The organism is Lachnospira intestinalis, from assembly GCF_040095895.1.
GTDB classification, from domain to species: Bacteria; Bacillota; Clostridia; order Lachnospirales; family Lachnospiraceae; genus Lachnospira; species Lachnospira intestinalis.
The window spans coordinates 129,072-152,437 of record NZ_JBBMFS010000008.1; the positions used below are offsets into that span (position 1 = coordinate 129,072).

Genomic DNA, 23,366 nt, shown 5'->3' on the forward strand with positions numbered 1-23,366 from the left:
TATAATATGTGCTGACGAAAACAATTCTCATCATAAAACCGCGCACCGGACGTCGTACAGCTGTCCACAGACGTTACCGGTACAGTTAGCTCGGCCCAGGCACCCTTCCGGCACACAGGAGGTTTCACTTAATGCTGCTTCATTCCTGACCTGACATGGTTCATGAATTCCTGTTGCGAAAGACCCAGACGTCAACACCACTTATACCGGGCAGCTCTACAGAAAACTGCCCTCGGCCCGATATCACCCCTGCTATAGCGGATTGCAGGTACAAGGCGCCGCTAATGCCCCGGCTGCGCGGTTCTTTGATTATACCTTTTATGGCCCGGATTGTCAAGATTGTCAACCCTTTAACTCTTTTAAATACGCCATGAAATTTTCTTTATTTTCAAGCGCTGTTGTCGTCGGACGTCCAAGGTCCTCTCTTGCACCGATAGAACATTTCACTTCAATCAGGCTTAATTCGCCGCGGTTTTTCGCTGCCTTTAAAGCCTCATCAAGTGCTTCAAACGTATCTACGGATACTGCATTCGGATAGCCGCATGATTTTGCCACACCAATCCAGTCAATATTACCGCCGACAGTCGGCATGCCGCCAACCGTTTCGTGTGCGCCGTTATTAATCAGAACGTGCACCATATTTTTTGGCGCATTCGCTCCGAGCAGTGCCATAGCTCCCATGTGCATCAGCACGGCACCATCACCGTCGATACACCAGATTTTTGTATCCGGCATACTTTCTGCAACACCGAGTGCAATTGATGAGCTGTGTCCCATGGAACCGACTGTCAGGAAATCATATTTATGGCTCATCTTCTTTGCTTCACGGATTTCAAATAACTCACGGCTTGCCTTTCCTGTTGTGGAAATCACCGGGTCTTCTCCGGAAACGTCTGTAATATGGCGGATAATATCTTCACGCATCATCGTATTGTCATTTTTATAAACAACCTTTTCATCATAAGAGAGCGCACCCTTGCGGATTACAAAGGCAGCATCTTTTCCCTGTGCAAGCACAGTTTTAAAGTCATCCATGGCAGCCTTTAATTCTTCTTCTGTAGTTTCTTTTCCTACGATAAATGGCTTGATATCCATATCTTCAAGCAGTTTTATCGTTACTTCACCCTGATAAATGTGCTGCGGCTCGTCATGAACCCCCGGTTCTCCTCTCCAGCCCACAACAAAAATCATCGGAATTGCATACACTTTGTCGTTTAAAAGTGATGCCACCGGATTGATAATATTTCCTTCGCCGGAATTCTGCATATAGACAACCGGCACCTTTCCTGTTGCCAGATGGTATCCTGCCGCCAGCGCCGCCGCATTTCCTTCATTTGCGGCAATCACATGATGTCGGGAATCTATCCCATATGTATTTATTAAATAGTTGCACAGTGCTTTTAACTGTGAATCCGGTACACCTGCATAAAACTCTGCACCGATAATTTCAACAAACTTCTGAACCTGCATTTTTTATCTCCATTCTGATACAGACCTATTCTGCCTGCATTTTTTCCAATACCTCACGGTAGCTTTCATCAATCACTGCCAGCTCTGCCACAGAGTCAATTTCAACAATCTGCTCTTTTTCAACCGGATGAATGTCAAGGTTTAACTTATCTAACTGCCGGTCTACAATTTCATCCCAGTATAAGCCCTCATAACCCGGCTTTTCATATGCTGCATCAATGGCATCGCGGATAACTGCCGCATCTGCTTTCTTAAAATAGGAAACGCCGACCATGTTATAACGGTCTGTCCCTTCTTTTCCGACACGTGTAATACGTTCTCCATCCCAGTCAAACACCCAGTCATCGGAAAAACCCGGAACCATTTTGCCATAATAGCAGGAACGTGAAAGTTCTGCATCAAAAATAGATAAATCCGAAATATACAAATCCGCTTCACAGATAAAGCAGTCTGCCGTTCCCATAACTTTTCTTGCCGCATGAATAGACGAAATATTGTTAATCGTTTCAAATTCCGTATTTTCAATCAGTTCCACGTTGTCATATTTTTCTGCCAGATATGCAAACTGCTCTTTTTTGTATCCAACAACAACGTAAATCTTTGATACGTTTCTGCGTTCCAGCCCCTTCATAATCGTTTCAATCATTGATGTGCCGTGTACCTTTACAAGCGGCTTCGGCGTAACATCGGTCAGCGGGCGCATGCGTGTACCCATGCCCGCCGCCATTAAAATTGCGATTTCCATTTCCCTTATCCTTTCAAAAAAGCTTACAGTTCATCAATTAATGTCAGAATCTGCTTAATCGGCATTAAACGGCTGTCCACTTCTTTTGCACGATGATACTTTAAAATATCCTTGGCAGTCTGTTCCATCGCCGGGAATGCACTTCTTGTCAGCTGGTTTGCGTAAATAACGATATTAACACCGTGTTCTGCCAGTTCTGCTTCCGTAATTGTATTAAATGAAGACGGAACAACCACAATTGGTGTTTCCTTATCCTCTGCACGGAATTTATCGCAGAATTCCAGAATTTCTGCCGGATCCTTCTTACGGCTGTGAATCATAATGCCATCAGCGCCTGCATCACGGAACGCTCTGGCTCTGTTTAACGCATCCTCCATACCCTGCTCTAAAATCAGACTCTCAATACGCGCAATAATCATAAAGTCATCTGTCAGCTGTACCTTCTTGCCTGCGGCAATCTTGGCGCTGAAATTCTCAATTGTATCCTGTGTCTGTGCTACTTCCGTACCAAACAGGGAGTTTTTCTTTAAACCGGTCTTATCTTCGATAATAATGGCTGAAACACCCATACGTTCGAGTGTGCGCACAAGATATACAAAATGCTCTGTCAGTCCGCCTGTATCTCCGTCAAAAATAATCGGCTTTGTTGTAACTTCCATGACATCATCGATTGTTCTGCATCTTGAAGTCATGTCTACCAGTTCAATATCCGGCTTTCCTTTAGCAGTTGAATCGCAGAGGGAACTAATCCACATTGCATCAAACTGGTCAAATTCACCATCATTTTCCACAACTGTCTTTTCCGCAATCAGACCGGTTAAACCGCTGTGTACTTCAATCGTCTTTACAATCGGACGCATTTTAATGAGCTGTCTTAAACGTTTTCTTCTGAATTCCGGCATCGCCAGTTTTTCTTTTAAGCGGTCATCAACACGCTTTACATTTTCATTATAAGTATACGGCACTTCGATTAATTCGCCGCCGTTCTTTTCTAATACTTCAATGACATTGGCACGGATTGCCGCTTCCGGACCTTCTTTCCAGTTGTCACCGTGAATGACATAATCCGGCTTTACTTCTTCAATAATCTTATCATACATAATATCATGCTGGATTACGACTTCACTGACACCTTCCAGATTCTTAAACAATGCCACTCTTTCTTCAAAACCGATCGTCGGAAAACGGTTGTAGCGGATCATTGCCTCATCACTTAAAATACCGACAACCAGTTCGCCATATTCTTTTGCTTTGTTGATAATGTTTAAATGTCCCTCATGAATCACATCGGTACAAAAACATGCGTATACTTTTTTCATCTGTTTCTCTCTTTCTTTCTATTAATCATTATATACAACCGGAATCGCAATATTGTAATGTTCCAGTGCCTCACGGAATACCTTGAAAAATGCCGTGATGTCGTCCTCGTCAATCGCACCTAAAGCGCACAGACGGAAGGTGTTCGTTGTAGAAATCTTACCCGGATAAATCGTATATCCACGCTCATAACAGTAATCATGAACCTTCTCAAAATCCCAGTTCGGGTCGTCCGGATAAATCGGCGATACTACAAGACCTGCCTGCCATTCTCTCTTAACGGCATCTTTAAATCCCAGCTCGTCCAGTCCTTTGTGGATTGCATTAAAGACGCGGGTATGTCTTGCCCACTTGGCTTCTTCGCCTTCCGCAAAATACTCTTTTAATGCCTGTATTGTTGCATAAATTGTCTGTACCGGCGGTGTAAAATGCATTTCTCCTGTTTTTTCAAAGAAATGGTACTGTAAATACAGATTACAGTAATACGAACGCTTCGGATAGTCTTTTGAAGCTTCGATAATGTCTTTTCTTCCTATTATAAAGGAAAGACCTGTCATCGCCATCAATCCCTTTTGTGCCGATGCCATACAGAAATCGATATTGTCTTTCTGCACATCAATCGGGCGCATTGCCAGTGTGGAGGTCGTATCAACGATAAATACCGCACCGAATTCGTGTGCCAATGCACCGATTTCACGGATTGGATTTAAAATACCGGTTCCTGTTTCATTGTGTGTGGTGTATACCAGCGCAATGTCCGGATTTTCTTCCAGTGTCTTTCGTACCACATCCAAATCAGGACGTTCCAGTACCGGGAACTGCAGATTGATATGCGGCAGTCCGTAATATTCACAAATTTCCACGGCACGGGTGCTATATGCGCCGTTGTTGACTACCAGCACCTTTTTATCTGCCGGAAGCAGTGAATTCAAACACACATCAATGTTTAATGTACCTGAACCACAGAATAAAACTGATGTATACTGCTGTGGGTCTGCATGTACCGTCTTTAATAAATCTGCGCGTAAATCCTTCATCATAGAAGCAAATTCTTTTTCACGCGGACAGATATCCGGTACAACCTGTGCCATTTTTACCGTATCGGTCGTTGTAGACGGTCCGGCATTCAGCAAAATATTTCTTTTAATATTCATTGTCTTACTCCTTTTGTAAAAGCATTTTTACATAAGTAATATATAGGTGATTTTTGAATCGTACATTTTATTATACATCAGTTTTTATTAAATGTATATAAATTTTTTTTAATACGTTCTGCATAGACGGCGGCTTCCTTTTCAATATCCTTACAGGACAAAATCTCTCCGGGGTCATTTGCCGTGAGCATCCGGATTGCATGGGCAGGAAGCGCAAAGCCTTTGTTAAAATGAAGGGAGCTAATCAGCTGTTCCGCTAAGATATCCGAACCGCTGTAGCCGGATACGACAATGGAAAACAGCAGCTTGTCCTTAAAATCGACCTTCCGGTACAATGCGGTCAGACGGTTGATAAATGCCATAATATTTGCGCTGACCGAGTCGTTGTAATTTGGACTGAGTATCATGAGCGCATCACTTTCAAGCAGTGCCGGATAGACCTGTTCCACCATGACACCGCCGTAAAAACACGAACCCTTTTCACTGTAATGCAGGCAGACCTCAAACGGACAGCCAAGACAGTCTGCAACTTCCCCGTTTCTTAGATTGATTTCACGGATTACAATTTTATCTTCGGGAAGGAACTTGCGTAACAGCTTCCAGAATAAACAGGTATTGCTCTTTTGTTTATTGCCCGCATAAATGCACAGCAGGCGTGCCGGTCCGTCTGTGTGTGCCGGAGTACGCCCGTCTGCGTATTCCAGTGCATGACAAACCGCCTCTCCTGCATTGGCAAAAAAAGCTTCTTTTAATGAAAGGTTTCTGTGCATTGCATTTTTTGTCTGGTTTTTTAACGAGCCGGTTGCCTCTGCAAAGGTGTGTCCCGGCAGCTTACCTGTTCCGAACGGATTAAAAGTGCATCATATGCTTCTTCTAAACGACAGCCTGCAAGAACCGATAAAATTTCTTCCTTTGTCATCTGCACCTGATTTAAAAAATCAATTTCGGTAAGCAATTGTATGCATTTATCCTTAAATTCCAAGTAATCTGCCTTCATCTGAATTCTCCCTGTGTATTTTATGATTTTCGACGATTTCCGGTTTTTAAAAGTCTTTTTTAGAAAATACCCTCGTCAAGCATGGCTTCCGCAACTTTTAAAAATCCTGCAATATTCGCGCCTGCAATGAGGTTTCCGTCCATGCCGTATTTCTTTGCCGCACTGTCGATGTTGTTAAAAATATTCTTCATAATCTTTTTTAACTTTTCATCAACCTCTTCTTCCGTCCATGAAAGCTTCATGGCATTCTGGCTCATTTCAAGGGCAGATACGGCAACACCGCCTGCATTAACTGCCTTTGACGGTGCAATCATAAATCCTGCTTTTTGCAGTTCTTCAACGGCTTCTGCTTTGGTCGGCATGTTGGCAACTTCGATTAAAAGCTTTGATGTACCCTCCTCTATCATGCGCTTTGCATCTTCCAATCCGATTTCGTTCTGTGTTGCACAAGGCATATACACATCTGCCTTTACACGTCCCCACGGTTTCTCGCCAGCATGGAATTCCACACCGAATCTGTCGGCATAATCTTCACAACGGTCACGCAGGGAACCTCTCATTTCTACCATATAATCCACTTTTTCCCCGCTGATGCCGTCTTTATCATAAATGTATCCGTCCGGTCCTGAAATAGAAACGACTTTTGCGCCCAGTTCATTTAATTTCTTTGCAACACCCCATGACACATTGCCGAAGCCCGATAATGCAAATGTTGTACCGGCAAGCTTCTTTCCGATAGATTCAAATAATTCTTCCGTAAAATAAACAGCGCCGTAACCGGTTGCTTCATTTCTCCCAAGACTGCCGCCGTAAGGAATGCCCTTGCCGGATAACGCACCGTTTTTATAACCGCCGACAATTCTTTTATACATACCGAACATATAACCGATTTCTTTGGAACCGCAGCCGATGTCGCCTGCCGGACAGTCCGTATCCGGTCCGATGTATCTGTAAAGCTCTGTCATAAAGGACTGACAGAACCGCATAATCTCGCCGTCTGATTTCCCCTTTGGATTGAAATCACTGCCGCCCTTGCCGCCGCCGATAGGCAGTCCTGTCAGTGAATTTTTAAAAGTCTGTTCAAAACCTAAAAATTTGATAATACTCTGATTGACACTGGGATGAAGTCTGATTCCGCCCTTGTACGGACCGATTGCACTGTTAAACTGTGCGCGGAAGCCTCTGTTTACCTGAACCTTTCCTGCATCGTCCACCCACGGTACGCGGAAGGAAACGATTCGTTCCGGCTCACACATACGCTCTAAAATTGCATTTTTTTCATAACGGTCATCTGCTTCTACAACTGGTCTTAAAGATTCCAATACTTCTGTCACTGCCTGGATAAACTCCTGCTCATTACTGTTTTTTTCAGATACTTCCTTGATTACTTCATCTACATATGCCATCAGACATTACCTCCGAAACCTAAATTTTTTTAATCCTGCACGATGCCCGTCGGCAACCCCGTGTTTTTACAAAATGAAAAAGCCGTTTCCGAAAACACTGCGTATGTTAGACTTGTCAAAAAAAGAAGTCAATAACCTTTTCTTTGTTTGTTCGATAATTTTTTCTTTTTAAATTTTTCCTTAATTTGTGAAAGGTTTGGAAACTCAAATTTAATGAAAATAAATCCATGTTTGTGAACATCCGGCACATCCCCCGTATTTGGTTAAGTTTTCTAAAGTTTTTCTTCTTTGTTTTCTTTACTTTCTGCCGGTTATTGTTTAATAAAATTAAGGGAATTTATGGGCGGTTTTGCGCGTTTTTTCTGTATCAATAAGACAATCTTAAAATCCGAACCGGATTTTTGAAATTTTTGAAAAAAGGATTGCATTTTAAAAAGCGCTGATGTATTATCATTACATCGATATGTAGTATTCAATACTACATGTGATTATTTTAAATACCAGTGCATATAATATTTTATAATGTATATGTCAAAACATAAAAATATCAGGACATGCCGAACACGAAAAATCCATTAAAATAATGGAAATACAGTGTACTCGGAGATTGGAGGAAATTATGAAACATTTTAAATTAAAAGACCCCGGAAGTGCCATTACTCATTTTATCGGTATGCTGATGGCAATGTTTGCCGCAACACCGCTGATTCTGCGTGCCATGCGCGCTCCGGATACCGTTCATGTCATTTCTTTAAGTATTTTTATTGTGAGCATGATTCTGCTGTATGCGGCAAGCACAACTTATCACACTTTTGATTTGTCTGAACGCACGAATAAAATTTTAAAGAAACTCGACCACTGCATGATTTTTGTACTGATTGCCGGTTCTTATACGCCAATCTGCCTGATTGTCCTGCATGGCCGCACAGGGCTTATGCTGCTGGCACTGGTCTGGAGCATTGCGATTCTCGGCATTATTTTTAAGCTTTGCTGGGTTACATGTCCGAAATGGGTTTCTTCTGTGTTATACATTGCCATGGGCTGGGTCTGTGTCCTTGCATTTACACAGATTTTAAATTCCCTGCCTGCTGCCGCATTTAACTGGCTGCTTGCGGGCGGTATTATTTATACGGTGGGCGGTATTATTTACGCATTAAAGCTTCCCATTTTTAACGCACATCACAAATACTTCGGTTCACACGAAATTTTTCATCTATTTGTTATGGCAGGCAGCATCTGCCATTTTATTATGATGTTTGAATATGTTGCGGTTCTTCCGCTGGCTTAAAACAAAAAAGAATGATATACGTTTTTTGAGAATTCTCATAATTTCCGTATATCATTCTTTTTACTTTATTCCGCTGTTTATCTGAATTTTATTTCAGCTTTAAACCTCTACATGTCCGTTTACAACATTCCATGTTCCATACTGGTTATCTGCCGGTCCATTGTACGTCAAATCCAATGCACCGTTTCTGATATACCACCAGCCATAATCATTTAATTTTTCACCAATCATCACTGCCAGCAGGACGACTGCCATAACCACAAGCAGGACTTCCCTGTAATACAAAAAGAAATCAAACACATATCCATTGTAATTTTCAAAGACATCTGCCTGCGCATCTGTCAGTTTCCAGATTCTTAAATACGAAATCCACGGAATCACCATTGCAAATACCGCAATCATCCACGCGAATACACGCTTGTACCCCGGTACACTTTTATTTTTCATTATGCTTTCTCCTTTAAGTTTCTTATTCATTTATTATCCATGTTCCTTTTCTTTTCGTTTTATTATACCCGCCTGCAATCCCCTTTTACAAGTCCCACGCTGCATATTCCGTCTGTCTTTTTACAAATCTGCTTTCCCGTACAGGCAGCGTAACAAAAGGAGGCTTCCGACTGTTATGTCTGAAACCTCCCACAATCTATAATACAAGCGCCCGCGTACCTTTATCTACCCACTTAAATTCCATTCCTGCCATATGGCTGATTTTATTGCTTTGCTTTTTGTGTGAATTTTAAAGGCGCTTTATTTTCTTATCCTTTGCATACTAGTCTTCAAAATACGCCGCCGGGTCTACCGGTTCGCCGTCCTTTGTCAGCATAAAATACAGATTCGGGCCTTCTTCTACATAATATGCTGTCGGGTCGGATACCGTTCCCAAAAGCTGTCCTGCCACAACCGTGTCGCCTTTTTTTACCACCACATTATCTATCAGTCCATACGTTGTCACATAACCGTCACCGATTGCTACTGCCACGGTATTTCCCGTTTCTTCACTGTAAGTTACGGATTCCACAACGCCGTCTGCTGCCACACCGACATTGGTTCCCGCTTCTGCCGCAATACTGACTGCCGGATTACATTTATACATTCCAAGTGTTTTAAAATAAATGGTCGTATCCATGCTGTATTTTAAAACAATATCGCCGGTTACTGGCCACATCAGCGTATCACTTTCATCAAAAGAGTACGCCGCAGCCGGATTTGCCTTGGCAGAAGTCTTTGCCGCCTGTGATTCCTGCGATTCCTCTGCCGTGTCTGTTCCTTGTGCTTCCTTACCGGTTGTGATATTTTCCTGCGCGGCAGAAAGTCCTTCTGCCTTTGCACCGGCATTGGCAGCTTCCGCATCATCACTGCCGTCTGTCTTTTCCGGCACCTGTAAAATGTCAGAATATTCCTGTGTTACATCTTCTGTCCGAAGTGCTACATTATCCTGTCCAGATTCATTTAAGTTGACGATATTTTCCTGATTTTCTTTTCGTCCGGAATTGACCGCCACCGAATAAATTCCGTATCCAAGTGTCAGAATAATAGCAAATGATATGATTGTGCCAAAGACTTTTTCTTTATTCAGTTTGAATCCACTGTCTTTCATATGAACCTCCATTCCTTTTTCCGCCAGATATCTGACTGACCTTTGATGTTAATATGATTGCCAGTTTTCATCAAACTATACGTCTGATTACTGTGAAACAATGGTAATTCCACTGTAAAATGCCTTTAAAATCTGCTCGTAAGAACTGCCTTGTTTTGCCATAAAATCTGCGGTATAAAGGCTTACACCCATACCATCACCTAAGCCTTTTGTCGTAATTTTAATCTTGCCGTTACTGTTTTCAATCGTCATTGCCGCAGACGATAAACCCAGAATTTTTGCAAATTCCGTTCCGCTCATAATGACATTGCCTGCCTGTATTTTGGTCACATAACCGCTGTCGGTTTTCGACACAATCTGAATATCCTGAAATGGCGCTTCTTCGTGCAGCCCTGCCTGCTCATAGCCGCTTTTTATCTTTTTGACAAAGTCTTTATACGTAAATGTTTCTACCCTTAAATAATCTGTGCTTTTAATATCCTCCGGGCAGTCCACCGCCGCAAGATACGCATATTTTTCTTCTGAAATCTCACTCCCGGACAACGTCTTTCCGGCACTGACTGCTGTATATTTTGCCTCAATATATGCATTCTGATACATCAAAACACTGCTGCCGGTTGATGCCACACAGTCTGCAATCAACGCATAATTACTTTCATAATTTTCCTGCCATGATGCCTTCATCTGCTTTTCGGTGAAAAATTCCAGACCAAGGCTTGTACTGTCCGCCTGCATCGCCGCTCCCATCACCCGGTAAATATCGGTACGCACCATGACACTTTCCGCTTTTAATACTTCAATTTCCTGCGATTTGTCAAACCGTGCCGCAAGCACCATCACAATAAACTGATTCAAATCCACCGCCTGCGTGGCATTTTTATACTGTATAATGACTTTCCTGCCCTGTATTACGCTTTCCGACACATTCTGCTCAATTCTGCCTGTCACGGTGGCTGTTACGGCATACGGCACAAGCAGGTCTATGAGAATCACTGCTGTCAGTACGGCGGCTTTATTTCTTAAAAAAATTCTTGTCCGGTTCATCGCGTTTTCCATCTCTTTCCGTAAACCTTTTAAGGTCTGCTATAACAGTTTATGAAAGAAATCAAAAAAAATGTACAGACAACCGGGAAAGATTTACTTTTCCGGACTGCCTGCACAATTCCGTTTATAATCATTTTTATATCCGGTCACAGACCTGCATGATTTATCAACACTTCCATTTAGTTCATCGGAACGTGGACTTTCTTTAACTTCCAGATATCAGATACATATTCTTCAATCGTTCTGTCGGATGAGAACTTACCTGCATTGGCAACATTTAACATCACGGATTTCGCCCAGCCTGCGCTGTTCTTATAACGGGCATCAATCTGTTTCTGTGCTTCTGCATAAGAACGGAAATCTTTTAAGATAAAGTACGTATCTGCACGTCTTCCGCCCTGGTTACTCAGCAGTGAATTGTAAATATCACGGAACATCTCAGGGTCTTCCGGTGAATATTTACCGTTAATCAGCTCTGTTAAAATCTCACGGACCGCCTGATCATTGTTAAAGATTTCCATCGGGTCATAGCCGCCTTCATTCTCATAGCGGATAACTTCATCTGAACTCAGACCAAAAATCACTGCATTTTCAATGCCGACTTCCTGAACGATTTCAACATTGGCACCGTCCATTGTTCCGAGTGTCATCGCACCGTTTAACATAAACTTCATGTTACCCGTACCGGAAGCCTCCTTAGAAGCCGTTGAAATCTGCTCGCTGACATCGGCTGCCGCAAAGATGATTTCACCATTGGATACACGGTAGTTTTCAATAAATACAACCTTAATCTTTCCGTTGATGGAAGCATCGTTGTTAATCACATCTGCCACATTGTTAATCAGCTTAATCGTAAGCTTCGCAATCCTGTATCCGGCGGCTGCCTTTGCGCCGAAAATAAATGTTCTCGGTGTCATATCCATATCCGGATTTTTCTTTAATTCATTATACAGATACATTACATGCAGAATATTCAGCAGCTGGCGCTTGTATTCATGCAGACGCTTTACCTGTACGTCAAAGATGGAATCCGGGTCTACATCAATGCCGTTATGTTCTTTGATATATTTTGCCAGACGGACCTTGTTCTTTCTCTTAATCTGCATAAATTCCTGCTGTGCCTTTTCATCATCCACATACGGAAGCAGCTTCTTTAACTGCGGCAGGTCTGTTACCCATGCATCGCCAATCTTATCCGTAATCCATGCGGATAACAGCGGATTGCCGTGTAAGAGAAATCTTCTCTGTGTAATACCGTTGGTCTTATTGTTAAACTTCTGCGGCATCATTTCATAGAAATCCTTTAATTCCTGCTTTTCAAGAATCTCTGTATGGAGCTTAGCAACACCGTTTACAGAGTAGCCTGCGCAGATTGCAAGGTGTGCCATTTTGACCTGTCCGTCATAAATGATTGCCATCTTGCGGATTTTTTCCTGGTCGCCCGGATATTTTGTCTTGATTTCTTCAACAAATCTTCTGTTAATTTCTTCAACAATCTGATAAATTCTAGGAAGCAGTCTTGAGAACAGCTCTAACGGCCATTTTTCAAGCGCTTCTGACATAATCGTATGGTTGGTATATGCAACGGTCTTTGTCGTTACGTCCCATGCTTCATCCCACTCTAAGCCTTCTTCATCCATAAGGATACGCATCAGTTCCGCAACCGCAACGGTCGGGTGGGTATCATTTAACTGGAATGTAACTTTTTCATAAAGCTTTCTGCAGTCGTCGTGGTGCTTCTTATACTGGTCTACCGCTCTCTGGACGCTGGCTGACACAAAGAAATACTGCTGTTTTAAACGCAGCTCCTTACCTGCATAATGGTTATCATTCGGATAAAGCACTTCGACAATATTCTTTGCAAGGTTTTCTTCCTCAATCGCCTTCTGGTAATCACCCTTATCAAAAGAGTTCAGATTAAAGGTATTGACCGGCTCTGCATCCCAGATTCTTAATGTATTCACGGTATTGTTGCCGTAGCCAACTACCGGAAGGTCATACGGTACTGCAATGACAGAACGGTAATCTTCCTGTACAAACATATCTCTGCCGGTCTTTTCATCACGGTAAGAACGTACATAGCCGCCGAATTTTACTTCATAACGATATTCGTCACGCTTAATTTCAAACGGATTACCGTCTTTTAACCAGTTATCCGGCACTTCAATCTGATAGCCGTCCTTAATCTCCTGCTTAAACATACCGTATCTGTAACGGATGCCACAGCCGTATGCCGGATATTCCAGTGTTGCCAAAGAATCCAAAAAGCACGCTGCAAGACGTCCCAGACCGCCGTTACCAAGTGCTGCATCCGGTTCCTGATCTTCAATCACATTAATATCAATGCCAAGCTCTGCAAGCACTTCTTTAATCTCATCGTATGCCATGAGGTTAATCATGTTGTTGCCGAGCGCACGGCCCATCAGAAATTCCATAGACATATAGCAGACAATTTTAACATCCTGCTTTTCATATTCCTTGTGGGTTGCAATCCATTTATCAATGATAATATTCTTGACAGAATACGCAACTGCCTGAAACTTCTGCTGATCATCACATTCATCGATATTCTTACGATACAGAAGCTTACAATTATCCTTAATATCCTTTTTAAATTCCTCTTTGTTAAAAGTATTTGTTCTAACCATCTGCGTCCCTCCGCTCACAAAAAGTTTCTGTCTTTTCTTTAAGAAAGTAATAATATACCAATAATTATACACTGCGAACCAGATTTATGCAACATCAGTATCTTTTTTGCTTTCCTATGAATTCCATCTTATTTTCTTGTCAGTTCGTAGTATACAATACTGCCCTGCAACAGTTTTACTTCTTTACGCTCGCCGATTTCATAATACGGCGCAAGCTTTGCCAGATGCTCCTCTTCATGGACATTTATCATGTACGGGTTTACAATCAGTACCGCCTTATCCTTTCCCTTTGATACCATTTCGGAAGAAAAATATTTTACTTCATTATAGAATTCCATTTCCTGTGTATTTTCATTCTCATAAAAAACTCTTTTTTTCGTTTTTTCATCCCAGTTTAAATAATAAAACGGAAGATTGCCGCAGATAAATGAACCGTTGCTGTCCGGGATATAAATATCCGTTGTATCTGGGTGGTAATCCACATCTGCAAGCACTTTATCATATGCCTTGTCAATATACGTATACTGCGTATTATAAATGAGGTAATCCCCGTAATAAATGCTGTTGATATCGCTGACCTTTCCCGTAAAACAAAGCGTTGTATTTCCGGTATCCAGCTTTAAAAACAACCCTCTTGTCACCGGGCCAATCGTAAATACGCACTCACCGGCAAGTAAAACGCCAAATACTGCCGTCACTGCCATGCCTGCATATTTTTTCTTTAAAAATGTGCTTTCCGGCAATTCTGCCGCAAAAAGCGCCATACAATAAAAAAATATCAGATACAGCAAAACATCACCCGCTACATTATATCTTGCCACCGATGCCGTAATATACAGACATGAAAACGATAAAAATGCAACAAATGCTCCGGCGATGCCGCAGATTTTACACGATGCCTGAATTTTTTTCCTGCCTTTTACTTTTAAAATAAACCACCACGCAACCGCAATGACAATACCGGCTGTCAGTATCCAATTGAAATTTAACAAAAACTGCTGTTTTAATTTAACTGCCACAAATGCCGGCTGAAAGCCCAGACAATTCTCTCCTGTGCTGTCCCAGCGCAGTCCCGGTTCTTCATTTCCGTTTTGTGTCCACGTTGCAATACCACCGATAAACTTTGTATAATACAGCTGTAACAGTGTCACTGCAAGAATTGCATATAACTTTACATCTTTAAAAATTGCTTTTACGGCATGGCTTCTCTTTTCTGCAATATGCTGGATAAAAATGCCAAACACCAGTCCGCCGACCAGCACCAGTCCTGTTTCTTTCGTCTGAAAGCACAGAAGCGAAAAAAACGCCGCAAGAACCGCCTTGTCATACACATAGCTGTATAACAGAAATATAAAAAATACCGCCAGTGCATAGTCCGGATTAAAATACATGGTCATACCGAAAAACAGTGGTGAAAATGACAGTAAAAATGTACACACCGCTGCTTTTCCTTCTGTAACCTGCGGCAGGATTTTTAAGAATATGCGGTACACACACCACAGCGCCAGTGCCGTCAGAATCAGGCTGGTCAGTGTAACACCGATGACTTCCTGCGAAAAAGCAAGTTCTCCCGGCAGATATACAAGGCAGAATCCCAGTGTCGGATGTCCGCACAGCGCATAATTTTCCACGAACTCTTTAAAACCCGTATATTCAAAATGATGTGTTCCGAGAATCAGCCGATAATAATATTCTCCCGAATCCCAGCGCGGAAGCTGTGAAAGCAGCGGCACACGGCATAAAACTGCAATAAAAATAAGAATCAGCACCCACTTATGCGTATTGAAAAATTGTCGTATATTTTGCAGCGAAGCATTTTCCATACACAGATTTAACAGATATTCTGTGATAAAATAAGCCGCAGCGAAAAAAATCATTGCCAGATAGAAAATACTCCGGCTGTCTGCTGCCACCATATACAGCTTATAAAGTCCGGTTGCCAGACAGAATGTCATCGGAACAATACAGACAACCGCAATCTGACCTGCGTATTTTTTCAGATACCGGCACACCAGAGCAATCAGCACTGCTGTCACTGCCATTGCCGCTATCAGGATACAAAGTGGTCTTTTACCTCTCCATTCCAGTATATAGCCGCCGTAAATCAACGATGTCACCAGCATCAGCAGCACTGCCGCCACTGCATGATACACTTTTTTTAGAAACTCCATATTCATCTCCATTCTTTCTTTACGCTTAAAACACAAATTGCATCAGGCATATTTTTGAAATAACCTGATGCAATTTGTCCGTTGCAGTACTGTGCAGTGTTACACTAAATTCTCTCTACGCCCAGTGTTACCTGCTCACCATTAATATTCCATTCTTTTGTAAAGCCTTTTGCTTCTCCCTCTGTAATGTCTTCTGCCAGAACAATCTTTGTAATCTGTGCTGCATTTTTGTCAATCAGTGCAGAAATCTTGTCATTTCCGCTGACCGTTACATGAATCTTATCCATTACTTCAAATCCTGCATCCTTACGCATGGTCTGAATCTTGCTGATGACTTCACGGATAAAGCCTTCTTCTAAGAGTTCCGGTGTTAAATTCGTATCCATAACAACCGTAATGCCCTTATCGGAGCTTGCCACAAAGCCTTCCTGCTGTGTCATTTCAATTAACAGATCTGCCTTTTCAAGCTGGATATCCTGTCCGTTTACCTGTAAGGTGATAAATCCGACCTTATTTAACTCATCCATTGCAGCATTGCCGTCAAGTTCACCAAGCTGCTTTCTGATTTCACCTAAGAACTTGCCGTACTTCGGTCCGAGTGTCTTTAACTGCGGCTTAAATGTGTAAGAAGTGAAATCTCTGACATCGTCCTTGTATTCAACTTTCTTTACATTTAATTCGTCTGCGATAATATCGGTAAAGAAATCATCCAGCTTCCACGGCGCTTTAATGAACATCTGTCCGATTGGCTGTCTGTTCTTGATATTGGTTGCGTTACGGCATGCACGTCCGATAACAACGGCATTTAATACGTCTTCCATATTGTCTTCAAGCTGCTTGTCAATCCATTCCTTATGAACTTCCGGGAAGTCACACAGATGAACGCTGATTGGCGCATTTTTATCAATGCTGCATACAAGATTTCTGTAAATGCTTTCTGTCATAAACGGAATCATCGGTGCGGCTGCCTTACACAGCGTAACCAGTGTTGTATACAATGTCATGTATGCATTAATCTTATCCTGTTCCATGCCCTTTGCCCAGAAACGTTCACGGCAGCGTCTTACATACCAGTTAGAAAGCTCGTCTACAAAGTCTTCCAACACTCTGGCTGTTTCCGTAATCTTATAATTTTCAAGATTGTTGTCCACTTCTTTGACAACCGTATTTAACTTGGAAAGAATCCACTTATCCATAACCGGAAGCTTATCGTATTCCAGTGTATATTTTGTTGCATCAAAATTATCAATATTTGCATACAATACGAAGAACGCATACGTATTCCAGATGGTTCCCATGAACTTTCTCTGACCTTCCGTTACTGCCTTGTCGTGGAAACGGTTTGGCAGCCACGGAGCGGAATTTTCATAGAAATACCAGCGGATTGCATCTGCGCCGTGTGTCTGTAACGCATCAAACGGGTCTACGGCATTTCCCTTGGACTTACTCATCTTCTGTCCGTCTGCATCCTGGACGTGTCCTAAAACGATAACATTTTCATAAGGTGCTTTGTTAAACAGCAGCGTTGAAATCGCAAGCAGTGAGTAGAACCAGCCTCGTGTCTGGTCTACGGCTTCAGAAATAAATTTTGCCGGGAACTGCTGTTCAAAAATTTCCTTATTTTCAAACGGATAGTGGTGCTGTGCAAACGGCATTGAACCGGAGTCAAACCAGCAGTCGATAACTTCCGGCACACGTTTCATCGTACCCTGGCACTTCGGACACTTGCAGGTTACCGCATCAATATACGGTCTGTGTAATTCGATATCGTCCGGGCAGTTGTCGGATTTTTCTTTTAATTCCTCAATGCTTCCGATAGACATCATTTCTCCGCAGTCTTCACACTGCCAGATATTGAGCGGCGTACCCCAATATCTGTTTCTTGAAATACCCCAGTCCTGAACATTTTCAAGCCATGCACCGAAACGTCCCTTACCGATTGTTTCAGGAATCCAGTTGATGGTGTTGTTGTTGCGGATTAAGTCATCCTTTACTTCTGTCATCTTGATAAACCATGATTCTCTTGCATAGTAAATCAGCGGTGTATCACATCTCCAGCAGAACGGATAATCATGTTCAAACTTCGGCGCATCAAATAACTTGCCTTCCTTGTCTAAATCCTTTAATACTTCCGGGTCTGCCTTCTTTACAAATAATCCGGCATATGGTGTTTCTTCTGTCAATTCACCCTTACCGTCTACGAACTGTACAAACGGAAGGTCATATTTTCTGCCGACCTTGGCATCGTCTTCACCGAATGCAGGGGCGATATGAACGATACCGGTACCGTCTGACATCGTAACATACGTATCACAGGTTACAAAATGTCCCTTCTTATGCTGCTTTTCGGCAACTTCAGCCGCACATGCATATAACGGTTCGTATTCCTTGTATTCTAAATCTTTACCTGTATATTTTTCAACAACTTCGTAGTCAACACCTGCGCCGCTTCCGAGTCCCTTACCTTCTTCAGCCTGAACGCCTGCCACAGTCTGACCTGCCTTAACAGCCAGTCCGCCAAGTACCTTGTCAAGCAGGGCTTCTGCCATATAGTAGGTATAACCGTCTGCCGCTTTTACCTTGACATAAGTTTCTTCCGGATTAACACAGAGCGCAACGTTTGACGGAAGTGTCCACGGTGTTGTTGTCCATGCAAGAAAATACGCATCTTCTCCCTTTACCTTGAAACGTACGACTGCGGAACGTTCCTTGACATTTTTATAACCCTGCGCTACTTCGTGTGAAGACAGCGGAGTACCGCAGCGTGGGCAGTAAGGTACAATCTTAAAGCCCTTGTATAACAGACCCTTGTCCCAGATCTGCTTTAAAGCCCACCATTCTGATTCAATAAAGTTATTATCATAGGTAACATACGGATGTTCCATATCTGCCCAGAAACCAACGGTTGATGAGAAATCTTCCCACATACCCTTGTACTTCCAGACACTTTCCTTACAATGCTTGATAAACGGCTCCAGACCGTATTCTTCAATCTGTTCCTTGCCGTCTAAGCCTAACATCTTTTCAACTTCAAGTTCTACCGGCAGTCCGTGTGTATCCCATCCTGCCTTACGAGGAACCATATAGCCTTTCATTGTACGGTATCTTGGAATCATATCCTTAATAACACGTGTCAGCACGTGTCCGATATGCGGCTTTCCGTTTGCAGTAGGCGGTCCGTCATAAAATGTGTACACTTCACCTTTTCTGCGGTTGTCTATACTTTTCCGGAAAATGTCATTATCCTTCCAGAACTTTTCTACTTCTTTTTCTCTTTCTACGAACTTCATATCCGGTGATACTTTTTCGTAAACCATATTGATACTTCCTTTCCTGCCCTCCGGCAAATAACTTCTATTTATAAACTACTGATTTTTGAGGTTTTGCACATTCCCACGCCGAGTGCGGTCGTCTGCGGCAAACTGCAACTTCGCGCGAGTGCGCATCATCGGCACGTAGTGCCTTTTGTGTAATATTACACAAAAAACCTCCGCCGTAATACGGCGGAGGGTAAAATCATTCGTTCTATCCAAAATCCAAAACCAATTACGACATACCAGCATATGCGTCCCCTGTAACGGTAGGATTACCGTCCTCATTTACTTACAGGTTTCCTGCTTTCAGTTTGGATGCTTGGAAGTGATGTTCAGATAAATTCTACTTGCACCGGCTCTCACCCTCCCGGCTCGCTTTTGCGTTCAAAGATATCCTACTGTCTTCGTCATAGCATTTAGGTTCATTTTATAAGAGATTATGGTTCTTGTCAAGAATTTTACGCTAATTATTTGCTTCCAGCCTTTTACTGATTTTAGCAAAATCAATTTTAAGTTCCCCGTTATAAATTCCCACAGGAATCTTATCCTGAAATCCGAAAATACTGACCGTATCTTCCGCATCATCATTCTGTGCAAATGTATAGACAATCACTTTCATATCCTTCGGGTCAATCATCCAGTATTCACGGACGCCTGCGTTGGCATATTTATAGGTCTTAACACCAATATCCTTTCTTCTTGTGGACTTTGACAAAACCTCTGCCACAAAATCCGGTGCGCCGTAAATACACCGGTTAATATCCTTGCTTCTGTCACACAGGATAATCACATCCGGCTCCACCATCGTCTTATCATCACAGTCGAGCTGGACATCGACCGGCGCTATATAAGTCATACAACTGCCTTCTTTTCCCTCGATAAATTTCTCAATCTGATAGCACATCTGCAATGCAATAATCTGATGTAGAGTTGTCGGTGCTGTCATTTCATAAAGGACACCGTCAATCAGTTCATATCTTTTATCCTCCGGCAGTGCATAATAATCTTCAAGCGTATATTCCCCCTGCTTCTTCTGTCCGTACGGTACTACCGTTTCACAAACCCTGTCCGACTGATTTACCCCAGCATCCGCCCCAGACTGCCGAGACTCCATATACAGCCCCTTTGTGCTTTCCGCGGCTTTGGACGGATTTTCCGGCTTTAACACACGTTCCAGCGCCTGAAGTGTTTCGTATCTTGGCGACTTTGTAACACCTGTGAATATCTTCTGAATCGTGCCTTTGGGAATTCCCGTAAGCTGTGACAGCCGGTCATACGAATAACCGTACTGCTGTTTATAATACTGCATCTGTGATAAATTCATGGCAATCGTCCTTTCTATCGGTAATACAAAACGGATACAATATGATACAAATTTATTATGTATCATATTGTATCCGTTTGTCAAGAATTTACTGCCATAAATATTATTTCCCATTAATATCATTATAATAGAACTGTAACAGCCCCACCCTTGCTTTCGTCCCCGTTTTTTCATTTAAGCTGGCAATATGGCGGTAAAATGCCGCTCGCGACATGCCAATCTCATGCGCAATCTCCTGTGCAGTCTTATCCGAGGTCACAAGTGCCTGCAAAACCTCCCGTTCCCGCTGTGTCAGCCCGTACTTCCCGCAAAATGCCGCAAATGAATCGTCAGAATCCGGGCAACGCTCCGTATCAATGCCGGTATCATCAGCCGTTCCACTAATATTTTCATCGGTATTCCCCACAGATAGCGGCTGTTCTTCCTGTTCCCCGGATTTCTTTTCTTTCACCGGACTTTGATACAAGAACAGCAGAATGCTGATTACCACAAACAGCACAACGGCAGCAATCATCATATAATATCCGTTTCCCATTTCAAACCGTGTCGTAATAAATACCGTAATCAGCGCACAAAAATTATTCACCGCACGCCCCATGCCTGCCCAACAGCCGGGGTGTTTCATTTCCGGTGCTATTTCCATAAATCCCGCCGTGAAATATACGGAAAAAAAGCCCGCTGACAGGTAAAATACGACCAGTCCCACAATAAACGGCATTCCAAGCATCATACTCATCATACAGATTGTCGATAACATCATCACGCAGTACATCACCATGTGCATATACCGCGATTCTCGAATGTCATACAGCATGCCTGCCGCAAGTCCGCTCACGGCAAGCAGAAGTCGCGGCCACTGTCCGACGTCCGCACTGCCCTCTGCATGAACCAGCGTGACCGCATTATCCAGCTCCGCAAATATAAATGTCATAAAAAATACGATTGCCGCCAGTAAAAATGCCCTGACACGCTTTTCTGTGACTTGTATACGCTCTTGCGCATACACCTCTCTACCACTGTCTTTCTTTCCATTTGAATCCATGCTCAACTTTTCTTTCTCAACAGCCGGCATATTTTCATCTTCCCGCAGGTGTACCGCCCTTTCATGAAAAAAAGCAGTCCCACTGCCGCAATGACAAATACCGCCGTTTCCGTCACTTTATCTTTTAAAAACCGGTGGTCTAAAAACTGTAAGCAGATGCCAAGCGCATAAGCAATTCCCGCAGGCACCGCAAGTCCTTTTCCTGCCTGCTTTTGCAGTGCCATATCCATATGTACTGCACTGCCTGTCATGCCAAGCATAAAAAATAAAAGACAGCCGCTTAACAGCAGCACACTGTAATTTTTATGCAGACATATTATCATAATAGAAACGGTGCAAAGCACTCCCGCCGCCCCTTCTAACAGCACTCTGTATCTGCGGTGTCCTGCATTTCTTATCCGCTCCGGTAACATTCCATATGCTAGAAATCCCATGGCACTGACCCCCAGCACGTAGCTTTGCGCCCGCACAACGCCGGTGGAATCTGTCACTGCCGCCATGAGATTGTCAAATAAATACTCCAGCCCCAAAAAGACAAAAAAGAATACACCCAATCTTACAATCGCCGTCCATACCGTCTTTTCTTTTAACTGTGCAAACATTTCATTTTCCTGCTTTCTTCATATAATAAAGCACAATACGCTGTTTCTCAGCTCTTTGCTTTCTAAGAATTAAAACAAAAACAGGAGCATCGACAGCCAGTACGATTACTGCCTGAAAATACTCCTGCCGTCTGTTTTATTTTAAAAATTATCTCTGTACATCAAAGGAAGCATTGTTCATCAGACTCTTAATCTGTGCAACACTTGTAATATTCGTATCGCCGCGGATAGAATGTTTCATTACGGAAGAAGCCACTGCGAAGTTGACAACATCTTCCGGATCCATATTTTCCATCAACGCATAAATCAGACCTGATGAGAACGCATCGCCGCCGCCGACACGGTCAACGATATCGAAATTAATGGTCTTGCTTTCGTAAGTCTCCCCATTGGTATAGAAGAATGCCTTTAAGGAGTTGTTGCTTCCTGAATGGACATAGCGGACTGTTCTTGCAATCGCCTTCATATGGTACTGCTTATCAATCGCCTTAAATACCCTGTCCATATCTTTAAATGAAGGGTCCATGGTCAGACCGTCTTTTACATCTGTTCCGTCTTCATTGTATACATGAATCGGCTCAATACCGATTAATACATCTACATATGGAAGATACTTGCTTAATACATCTCTTGCCGTTCCAAAAGACCAGAGTGTACTTCTGAAATTCGGGTCAAAGCTGACTGTCAATCCCAGCTTCTTTGCAACCTTTACCGCCTTATCAATCATACGACGGCAGTTGTAAGAAAGCGCCGGTGTGATACCGCTTAAATGCAGCCAGTCATAATCCTTTAATATATCTTCAAAGTCAACATCACTATAATCATATTCTGCAAATGCGGAGTTGCCTCTGTCATAAATAACCTGGGAAGCTCTTACGGCAACACCTTCCTCAAGGTAATACAGACCCATTCTTCCGTCTGCCTTGATAATGTGCTTTGTATGTACATCATTTGCCTTTAAGTAATTAATCGTAGACTTTCCTAAATCGGTATTCGGAAGTACCGTAAAAAATGTACTGTCTACGCCAAGATTTGCCAATGATACTGCAACATTTGCTTCCGCACCGCCATAATTTACGATAAAATCATGTGTTGTAACAATTTTTTCATAATTCGGCGGAGATAATCTTAACATCAGTTCTCCAATTGCTATAAATTTCATGTTGTCTCCTTCTCTGTATTTTCACAGTCGTATAAACGCTAATACTACAAAATAATCATACTACGGATTGCACTAAAATGCAAAC

At 42.6% G+C, this 23,366-nt stretch carries 18 protein-coding genes and 1 other RNA gene; 1 reads left to right on the forward strand and 18 read right to left on the reverse strand.

Going from position 1 to position 23,366, the window contains the following annotated elements; all coding sequences use genetic code 11:
- Nucleotides 1-38 precede the first annotated feature (38 nt).
- From ffs to gdhA, 8 genes are all read right to left on the reverse strand, one after another.
- Nucleotides 39-301: signal recognition particle sRNA large type (gene ffs, locus WMO37_RS10320), an RNA gene on the reverse strand.
- Nucleotides 302-342: 41 nt separating this feature from the next.
- On the reverse strand, nucleotides 343-1,470 hold the full coding sequence (gene aepY / locus WMO37_RS10325) for a phosphonopyruvate decarboxylase (protein WP_349154962.1): 1,128 nt from the start codon (nucleotides 1,468-1,470) through the stop codon (nucleotides 343-345).
- 25 nt (nucleotides 1,471-1,495) lie between these two features.
- The gene (locus tag WMO37_RS10330) at nucleotides 1,496-2,215 is read right to left on the reverse strand and encodes an NTP transferase domain-containing protein (RefSeq protein WP_022433188.1); all 720 of its coding nucleotides are present in this window, start codon (nucleotides 2,213-2,215) and stop codon (nucleotides 1,496-1,498) included.
- Between the two features lie 23 nt (nucleotides 2,216-2,238).
- A complete protein-coding gene (gene aepX / locus WMO37_RS10335) occupies nucleotides 2,239-3,534 on the reverse strand; it encodes a phosphoenolpyruvate mutase (RefSeq protein ID WP_022433189.1) in 1,296 nt (431 codons plus the stop codon).
- Between the two features lie 21 nt (nucleotides 3,535-3,555).
- Complete coding sequence (locus WMO37_RS10340) at nucleotides 3,556-4,686, reverse strand: 2-aminoethylphosphonate aminotransferase (protein ID WP_022433190.1); 1,131 nt, start codon at nucleotides 4,684-4,686, stop codon at nucleotides 3,556-3,558.
- A gap of 77 nt (nucleotides 4,687-4,763) precedes the next feature.
- On the reverse strand, nucleotides 4,764-5,456 hold the full coding sequence (locus WMO37_RS10345; RefSeq protein WP_349154963.1) for a flavodoxin family protein: 693 nt from the start codon (nucleotides 5,454-5,456) through the stop codon (nucleotides 4,764-4,766).
- Between the two features lie 20 nt (nucleotides 5,457-5,476).
- Complete coding sequence (locus tag WMO37_RS10350) at nucleotides 5,477-5,683, reverse strand: hypothetical protein (RefSeq protein WP_349154964.1); 207 nt, start codon at nucleotides 5,681-5,683, stop codon at nucleotides 5,477-5,479.
- A gap of 59 nt (nucleotides 5,684-5,742) precedes the next feature.
- Nucleotides 5,743-7,089, reverse strand: coding sequence for an NADP-specific glutamate dehydrogenase (gdhA, locus tag WMO37_RS10355; RefSeq protein ID WP_349154965.1), 1,347 nt, complete (start codon nucleotides 7,087-7,089; stop codon nucleotides 5,743-5,745).
- 619 nt (nucleotides 7,090-7,708) lie between these two features.
- Here gdhA and trhA point away from each other — a divergent pair.
- Nucleotides 7,709-8,377 (forward strand): PAQR family membrane homeostasis protein TrhA, encoded by a 669-nt coding sequence (trhA, locus tag WMO37_RS10360; protein ID WP_022433194.1) that lies wholly within the window; start codon nucleotides 7,709-7,711, stop codon nucleotides 8,375-8,377.
- A 99-nt stretch (nucleotides 8,378-8,476) separates the two neighbouring features.
- Here the strand turns inward: trhA and WMO37_RS10365 are convergent, their stop codons facing one another.
- The 10 genes from WMO37_RS10365 to WMO37_RS10410 all read right to left on the reverse strand — a co-directional run bounded on the left by WMO37_RS10365 (nucleotide 8,477) and on the right by WMO37_RS10410 (nucleotide 23,281).
- Nucleotides 8,477-8,824: a hypothetical protein gene (locus WMO37_RS10365; protein WP_022433195.1), complete on the reverse strand. Its 348-nt coding sequence runs from the start codon at nucleotides 8,822-8,824 to the stop codon at nucleotides 8,477-8,479.
- Between the two features lie 322 nt (nucleotides 8,825-9,146).
- On the reverse strand, nucleotides 9,147-9,974 hold the full coding sequence (locus WMO37_RS10370) for a peptidoglycan DD-metalloendopeptidase family protein (protein WP_349154966.1): 828 nt from the start codon (nucleotides 9,972-9,974) through the stop codon (nucleotides 9,147-9,149).
- 87 nt (nucleotides 9,975-10,061) lie between these two features.
- Nucleotides 10,062-11,018 (reverse strand): SpoIID/LytB domain-containing protein, encoded by a 957-nt coding sequence (locus tag WMO37_RS10375; protein ID WP_227089819.1) that lies wholly within the window; start codon nucleotides 11,016-11,018, stop codon nucleotides 10,062-10,064.
- A 179-nt stretch (nucleotides 11,019-11,197) separates the two neighbouring features.
- The gene (locus tag WMO37_RS10380) at nucleotides 11,198-13,666 is read right to left on the reverse strand and encodes a glycogen/starch/alpha-glucan phosphorylase (protein WP_227089818.1); all 2,469 of its coding nucleotides are present in this window, start codon (nucleotides 13,664-13,666) and stop codon (nucleotides 11,198-11,200) included.
- A gap of 128 nt (nucleotides 13,667-13,794) precedes the next feature.
- Nucleotides 13,795-15,837 (reverse strand): ArnT family glycosyltransferase, encoded by a 2,043-nt coding sequence (locus WMO37_RS10385; RefSeq protein ID WP_349154967.1) that lies wholly within the window; start codon nucleotides 15,835-15,837, stop codon nucleotides 13,795-13,797.
- A gap of 104 nt (nucleotides 15,838-15,941) precedes the next feature.
- Nucleotides 15,942-19,154 (reverse strand): isoleucine--tRNA ligase, encoded by a 3,213-nt coding sequence (ileS, locus tag WMO37_RS10390; protein WP_349154968.1) that lies wholly within the window; start codon nucleotides 19,152-19,154, stop codon nucleotides 15,942-15,944.
- 460 nt (nucleotides 19,155-19,614) lie between these two features.
- Complete coding sequence (locus WMO37_RS10395; protein ID WP_349154969.1) at nucleotides 19,615-20,541, reverse strand: Uma2 family endonuclease; 927 nt, start codon at nucleotides 20,539-20,541, stop codon at nucleotides 19,615-19,617.
- Nucleotides 20,542-20,578: 37 nt separating this feature from the next.
- Nucleotides 20,579-21,547 (reverse strand): LuxR C-terminal-related transcriptional regulator, encoded by a 969-nt coding sequence (locus WMO37_RS10400; RefSeq protein ID WP_349154970.1) that lies wholly within the window; start codon nucleotides 21,545-21,547, stop codon nucleotides 20,579-20,581.
- Complete coding sequence (locus WMO37_RS10405; RefSeq protein WP_349154971.1) at nucleotides 21,520-22,119, reverse strand: hypothetical protein; 600 nt, start codon at nucleotides 22,117-22,119, stop codon at nucleotides 21,520-21,522. The genes WMO37_RS10400 and WMO37_RS10405 overlap by 28 nt, the downstream gene beginning before the upstream one ends.
- Nucleotides 22,120-22,267: 148 nt before the next feature.
- On the reverse strand, nucleotides 22,268-23,281 hold the full coding sequence (locus tag WMO37_RS10410) for a sugar kinase (RefSeq protein ID WP_022433204.1): 1,014 nt from the start codon (nucleotides 23,279-23,281) through the stop codon (nucleotides 22,268-22,270).
- Between the last annotated feature and the right edge of the window lie 85 nt (nucleotides 23,282-23,366).